The following is a 6922-nucleotide window of genomic DNA, read 5'->3' on the forward strand; positions in this document are numbered from 1 at the left end:
GCCATCGCCAATGCGTCCTATAAGCGTCAAAAAAGAAATTCGGCGCACACGGCAATCAAGGAGCTGCCGGACCGCGGCCACTCTCTCACGATCGATCACGGCTGGCCTGAGGTCGCCCAAACCGCCCTGGACTTCATCAAAGAGTTCGGCTGAGTACTGCCGGCCAGAGTTAACGTGTCCGGCCGAGGGCATGCCCCCTGCCGGCGCTCAGCAGTGGACATGTCCCTCTCTCAGGAATGGACTTGTCCCCCGGCGCGGCCCAGGGATGGACATAGTGGGCATATGTCCATCCCTGGGCGCCGGAGGAGGGCATGTCCCGCGGAGGGGTGCCGGAACCGGCCCGGCCGTCACAGCATCCCGCGGTCAGGACTCCAGGACCAGCAGCTGGGCCTTGTCCGCGTCCCAGCCCACCCACAGCTCCTCATCCGGCCGGATCCGGGCGACACTGTCGGAGCTCAGCTCACGGAGCTGGAGGTCGTGGCCGCCGGCAGTGAGGCGGTGGCGGACCGTGGCGCCAAGATTCGTGGAGGACACCAGGGTCGCGGCGCATCCGTTGCCCGCCGCGGCCCGTGTCCTGAATTTGAGGTGCTCCGGGCGGATGGAGACGGCGTAGTTCTCACCGCTTGCCCCGCGGTCCCGGACCTTTGCCATACCCAGTCCGCCGAGGTCCACCACGGCTTCCTCGCCGTTGCGCTCCACGATGGTGCACGGGATGAGGTTGGTGTCGCCCAGGAAGCTGGCCACCCAGTCGGTCATGGGGTGGTTGTACACCTCCTCCGGCGGGCCGGACTGCACGATCTGCCCGTCCCGCATCACCACGATCCGGTCCGACATGGCCATGGCCTCGTCCTGGTCGTGTGTCACGAACAGCACGGAGATGCCCAGGCCCTTCTGCAGGGTCTTGATCTCCTCCTGCATCTGCTCGCGAAGGCGCTTGTCCAGGGCTGCCATCGGCTCATCCAGCAGCAGGGCCGCCGGGTTGAAGACCAGTGCCCGGGCCAGCGCCACCCGCTGCTGCTGTCCGCCCGAGAGCTGGCGCGGCTTGCGCCCGCCCATCTTGCCCAGTCCCACACGGTCGAGGGCTTCCTCGGCGCGCTGGCGGCGTTCCGCGCGCGGCACCTTCCTCATGCGCAGCGCAAACTCCACGTTTTCCAGCGCGCTCATGTGCGGGAACAGGGCGTAGTTCTGAAACACGACACCGAGATTGCGGTCCCGGGGCGGCAGCGTGTCCACGGGTTTGCCGTCAATGAGGATGGCTCCGGCGGTGTGTTCTTCAAACCCCGCCACCATCATCATGGTGGTCGTCTTGCCGGAGCCGCTGGGGCCCAGGAGGGTCACGAACTCCCCCGGCTGGACTGTCAGGTCCAGTTCGTCCACGGCAACGACGTCGCCGTAGTGCTTGCTGACCTGGCGGAGCTCAATGGCGCCCTGGGCGGCCCTGCCCGTGCCGGGAATGGGCCCCGCGGAAATCACTGATGCGGTCATCGACTTTCCTTACGTTTGTGCGGACACGGCCAGCGGCAGCATCCGGGTTGAAGAGCGGCGCTTGAGGACAAACAAGACCTGGAGCAGCAGCCCGATGGTGGCGACGCTGACCAGCAGGGCGGAGGACACCGCGATCTTCGGGGTCAGGTTGAACTGGATATCCGTGAACATCTTCACCGGCAAGGTGGTGGCCCCCGGGGACTGCATGAACAGGGACATGACCGTCTCATCGATGGAGACCGAGAACGCGAAGAGCGCCCCGGAGATCAGGCCGGGCAGGATGATGGGCAGATACACGTGCCGCAGGACGGAGAGCGGTCCGGCCCCGAGGCTCTGCGCCGACCGGACCAGGGCCGGGTTGAGCCCGGCGAGGCTGGCGCGGGTGGTCAGGTACACATAGGGGGTCGCGATCACGGCGTGCGCAAGGCCGATGGGGACGATGCTGCCCACCATGCCGATCGAGATGAAGAACTGGTAGAACGCCAGCGCCAGCACCACGGTCGGCACGATCATCGGCGCGAGGATCAGACCCACCACGGCGGGCTGGCCGGGAAACTTGCGCCCGTGCAGGCCGATCGCCGCGGTGGCGCCCAGCAGCACGCCGATCACGACGGCGATCGCCGCCGACTGCAGGCTGGCCGTCAGGGCGGAGGTCCAGGCCCGGTCGGCGAAGAATCCGGCCACGGCGGCGAAGGAGATTCCCTCCGGCGGGAAGGTGATGTAGCGGCTGTCGTTCAGCGCGACCGGCACCACAATCGCCGTCGGAATGACGAGGAACAGGAAGGCCGGGATGGAAAGAAGCGCCAGCAGCCGGTGCTGTGGATTAGTTGTCTTCATGTTGGCCACGAGGATGCTGACCATGACCGTCAGGATGACGGCCAGCGCAGCGGCCCCGGAGAAGTCCGTGAGCTGTCGGGCGTAGTAGTCGATCTGGTTGGCGATCATCATGTCGCCGGGCCCGCCCATCACCACCGGGGTGATGAAGAAGCCTGTGCTGATGATGAAGACCAGCAGCCCGGCCGCGGAAATGCCGGGCATGCTCAGCGGCAGCGTGATCCTGCGGAAGACGGATCCTTCCCGCGCGCCAAGGGAGCGGGCCGCGAGCCCCAGCCGGTCATCGATCGATGTCAGCGAGGAGAAGATCGGGAACACCGCGTACGGCAGGAGACAGTGCACCATGCCGACGATCACGGCGAACCGGTTGTGCAGCAACGGGATCGGCGCACCGGTCAGCCCGATTCCCTGCAGGAAGGCGTTCACAATGCCGTTGTCCTGGAGCAGGACCGCCCAGGCGAAGTCCTTCACCAGGATGCCGGTCCAGAACGGCAGGAGTACGACGGCGAACAGGATCACCCGGGTGACGTTGCCGGCCCGCCACAGGACCATGGCGATGATGTAGCCCAGCACCACGGTGACAATGGTGCTGGCCAGGCTGATGGTCAGGGTGTTGACCAGGGCACGCATCACCAGCGGGTCCTCGAGGACCCGCTGGTAGGCGTTGTCGGCGAAGCTTGCGCCGACCAGTTTGCCCAGCGGCGTCAGGAACAGCACGACGTCGAAGGCAAGGATCGGAGCCAGCAGCAGCCACCAGCCGCTGCGCCGCCGTCGGGGTGCTGCCTCGGCGGAGGCAGGCGCGCCGCGGCCCCGCGGCCGGGGCCGTTCGAGGGTTGCGTTGCTCATGTCAGCTGGCCTGCCAGAGCTTGAACTGCTGCTCGGTCTTCTTCAGGTTCTGCGACCACCACTTGTCGTCGCGGACCAGGATCTTGTCTGCGAGCCGGGGGCTGGTGGGAAGCGTGTCGGCGATTTCCTTCGGCAGCTTGGACAGCGCCGGGGTGTTGGCCAGGGTCAGGTTGGTGACCTTGTCGAACGCCGCGCCGGCCTCGGCGTCGTTGGACATGAAGTTCATCAGTTTGAAGGCCGCTTCCTTGTTCTTGGCGCCCTTCGGAACCACGAAGTAGTCGCCGGCGAGGACGGCGTTTTCGGCGGAGAAGTTCAGTTTCGCGCCGTCGTTGCGGGCTGCGTTAATGCGGTTGTTGAAGCTGGTGGAGAGCGAGACCTCGCCGGAGGTGAGCTGCTGGATGGGCTCCTGGTTGGCGGCGTGGTAGAGAAGCCGGTCCTTGCCCGGGTGCTGGCCCAGGACCCTAAGGGCCCGGTCGACGTCGAGCGGGTAGATCTTGTCGAAGGGGACACCGTCGGCCAGCAGCGCGGCTTCCAGGACGGAGCTGTCGGAGAGCTGGTTGTACACCGAGCGCTTGGTGTTGTACTTGCCCTGGTCGAAGAATTGGGCCCAGTCTTTCGGGGCCTGCGCGTCGGAAATGACCTTCTGGTCCCAGGCCATGACAAACAGGAAGCTCAGGTACTTGATGCCGTATTCAGCCTTCGCGTATCCGGGCAGGCCCTTGTCGCTGATGATGTCGTAGTCGAACTTCTCTAACAGCCCCTCGGCCACGGCCACCTCATACTCCGGCGCCGTGATTTCCACGAGGTCCCACTGCACGTCGCCGGACTGGACCTGGGCCTTGAGCGCGGCCAGGGAGGTGTTGGCCAGCAGCGTCGTCTGGATCCCCGACTGCTTGGAGAACGGGTCCAGGATTGTCTGGGTCAGCTGGTCGTTGTACGAGCCACCATAGGACGTGACGGTCACCGTCTTGTTGGCAGCGGCACTTTCGGCGGGCTTCGCCGCGCAGCCGGAGAGCGCCAGACCCGCAAATGGCGTCAGCGCTGCCGCCTTGAGGAGCTGCCTGCGGTCAAAGGGAGTGGAACGGAATGCTGTCATGGGGGAAGTGCCTCTCATGGACGCGGGCACGCCAAAAGAGGGCGTGCAGGATTGCGGGCGTGGCGGGGTGCGGTGCGTGTGACGCAGTGAAGCGAGAAGAAGTGAAGAGAGAAGGAGAAGTGACAGCTGCGGTTCGCGCGCGCCATCCATTCCAGCTGGAGATCTCGAGTCCGCCTTCCGGCGGCTTTTCGGTTTCGCAACTGTAACTGTGAAGTTGCTCACTAGTCAACAGTTGTATTGCTTTAAGAAACAACGAGATTTCTGCCCCGCGAGCCCCCCTAACGCCGGCCCTCCTGAGCCCGCCCGGGCATCTCCAGGGTCACCGAATGATGCGCCCGTCGTGGATAACAGTCCTCGACCTGTTGTGGTCCCAGAGAACTGCCGGGTCCACAAAGGGGTCGCCGTCCAGAATCACGGCATCGCCCGCCATTCCAGCGCCGATGCTCCCGATGCCTGGGTCCTGAAGGAGCTCTGCGTTTACTGAGGTAAGGGATCTCAGCGTCTCCAAGACGCCTGCCGCCTCGATCTGCAGCCGAATGCCGACAAGCTGATCATCCTCAAGGTCCCCCATCAGGTCGGATCCGAAGCCCACCTTGACTCCGGCCTGCAGGGCCAGTTCCACAGCAATTTTGCCGGCCTCAAGCACCTCGGCGTTCTTGGCCTGGGAAACGGGGTTCAGGCCCATTGCAGCTCCCCTTCGGCTCATGGCGTCGTAGGCGGCAAGCGTCGGCACGAGGAAGCTCCCGTGCTCGGCCATCATCTGCGCCGTGTCCCGGTCCAAGAGGTTCCCGTGTTCTATGGAACGTACCCCGTTTTCCACGGAATGCCTGATTGCCTCGGGTGAATACGCATGGGCCGCCACGTAACTCTTGCGCCGGGTGGCCTCGTCCACCACCGCCCGGACTTCTTCCGCTGAATACTGCGGCAGCCGGATGGGATCTGTCAGGGAGACCACGCCTCCGGAAGTCATGATCTTGATGGCGTGGCTTCCCGTGCGGAACCGATCACGAACTGCCCGGCGCAGGTTGTCCACCCCGTCCACCACGGCGCACATGTGACCGTGATCGAAGCAGACATCCAGATCCGCGGACCGGGGATCGCCATGGCCACCGGTTTGGCTGAGGGCCGGACCCGTGTAGTAGTATCTCGGAGCCGTGACCAGGCCGCTGCGGATGGCGCGGGCCAGCCCGCTGTCCCCGCCGGCCACATCGCGGACGGTCGTGAATCCCCGCCGCACGGCGGCGCCCAAGCGGCGCGCCCCCACCAGTGCGGTGTAGCTCAGGAGCGAGCGCTCAACCTCAAGGCCGCCCAAGCCCACGGCGTACGCGTGAAAGTGGGCATCGATGAGCCCTGGCACCACGACGCGGCCGCCGGCGTCGATCACCTCACCTTCGGGGATGACGTCGCCGGTCTCCTGGATGATCCCGTCCCGGAACAGGATGGATCCGCTCGCCAGCTCGGGCGAATGTCCGTCAAAGATCCGGGCATTGTGGATGGTCAGGGCGTCTGCGTTGGTCATGCTGACAACTCCTCGGGTGAGATGTTCGTGGGTGGGCTCGGTCCGGTTTTCTAGGTGCTGGCCGGTTCCGTGGAACCGCGGACCATCAGTGAACCCTGGAGGATCAGCTGGTGCTGTTCCAAGCCCTTGCCCTCCATGACCCTGCGGAGCTGTTCGCCGGCCCTGGCCCCGAGGGCGTCGCCCGGAAGGTGGACGCTGGTCAGGCCCGGGTTGGACGTGGCCGAATAGGGCAGGTCATCGAAGCCTGCCACGGCCAGTTCCTGCGGAATGCGGACGCCGGCCACCCTGGCTTCCTGCAGCACGCCGTAGGCATGGGTATCGGTGGCGCAGACGACGGCGGTGACACCGTCCCGCTGCCAATCCGGCCACGCCGCGGCGAACGCGCCGGCGGCGGCGCCGACGTCAATGGTGGTGCCGATGACATGGTCCGTGGCCACGGTGATGCCCAGCGCCGCGGACTCCTCTAGGAATGCCGCCCGCCGGATATCGAAGGTCGCCGTGCCGGTCACACTGTCCATGTACGCCGCTTGTTTGTGTCCGGCGTCCGCCAGGTGCCGAGCCAGCAGGCGGGCGCCGTGTCCGACGTCGAGATTCACCGAGGGGGCGAAGGACTCCAAGCCGGGGGCGTCCAGCAGAACGAGAGGCCCAGCGACGGAAAGATCCTCCAGGAACTCCGCGCTGGGCGCATCTACGAGCAGCCCGGCCGGCCGCAAAGCCAGGAGCCTGCGGACGTCGTCGACGCGCGGGAACTCCCCGGCGTCCGTGACGGAGAGCAGCAGCTGGTATTCGGCGCCGAGCGCGCCGCGGACACCTGCAATGACGTTGGCGAAGAAAGGGTTGGAGATGTCCGGCGCCACGAGAATGACGATCGAACTGATGCCCTTGGCTAGCGAACTGCCAATACTGTCCACCACATAGCCGAGTTCCGCAATGGCTTCCCGGACCCGCGAAATGTTGTCCTCCGAGACCCGCCCCTGGGTCTTTCCGTTGGCCACAAGGGAGACCGTTGCGGTGGAGACCCCGGCCCGCGCAGCCACCATCGCCGCAGTGACGCGCGGGGTGCGCTCCCGAAGCTCGTGTACTTGTTCGCCGGATTCCATACCTCGATCGTAGCCGGGAGTGACGCTTCGCACCTGCCGCAA

General features: G+C 65.7%; 5 protein-coding genes. All 5 read right to left on the reverse strand.

All coding sequences use genetic code 11. From position 1 onward, the window contains the following. Positions 1-363: 363 nt before the first annotated feature. Positions 364-1485: an ABC transporter ATP-binding protein gene (locus LQV45_RS14760; RefSeq protein WP_230007678.1), complete on the reverse strand. Its 1122-nt coding sequence runs from the start codon at positions 1483-1485 to the stop codon at positions 364-366. A 9-nt stretch (positions 1486-1494) separates the two neighbouring features. Beyond that, on the reverse strand, positions 1495-3165 hold the full coding sequence (locus LQV45_RS14765; RefSeq protein ID WP_230007679.1) for an ABC transporter permease subunit: 1671 nt from the start codon (positions 3163-3165) through the stop codon (positions 1495-1497). A gap of 1 nt (position 3166) precedes the next feature. Next, the gene (locus LQV45_RS14770; protein ID WP_018775012.1) at positions 3167-4261 is read right to left on the reverse strand and encodes an extracellular solute-binding protein; all 1095 of its coding nucleotides are present in this window, start codon (positions 4259-4261) and stop codon (positions 3167-3169) included. A gap of 319 nt (positions 4262-4580) precedes the next feature. After that, positions 4581-5645, reverse strand: coding sequence for an amidohydrolase family protein (locus LQV45_RS14775; RefSeq protein ID WP_230007680.1), 1065 nt, complete (start codon positions 5643-5645; stop codon positions 4581-4583). A 185-nt stretch (positions 5646-5830) separates the two neighbouring features. Beyond that, on the reverse strand, positions 5831-6880 hold the full coding sequence (locus tag LQV45_RS14780) for a LacI family DNA-binding transcriptional regulator (RefSeq protein ID WP_230007681.1): 1050 nt from the start codon (positions 6878-6880) through the stop codon (positions 5831-5833). Positions 6881-6922: the final 42 nt, after the last annotated feature.

Source organism: Microbacterium sp. Bi128 (assembly GCF_918698205.1).

Bases quoted from the DNA above. Each gene is read 5' to 3' on its own strand.
- LQV45_RS14760 (WP_230007678.1), bottom strand. From the start codon at position 1,485: ATGACCGCATCAGTGATTTCCGCGGGGCCCATTCCCGGCACGGGCAGG.
- LQV45_RS14765 (WP_230007679.1), bottom strand. From the start codon at position 3,165: ATGAGCAACGCAACCCTCGAACGGCCCCGGCCGCGGGGCCGCGGCGCG.
- LQV45_RS14770 (WP_018775012.1), bottom strand. From the start codon at position 4,261: ATGACAGCATTCCGTTCCACTCCCTTTGACCGCAGGCAGCTCCTCAAG.
- LQV45_RS14780 (WP_230007681.1), bottom strand. From the start codon at position 6,880: ATGGAATCCGGCGAACAAGTACACGAGCTTCGGGAGCGCACCCCGCGC.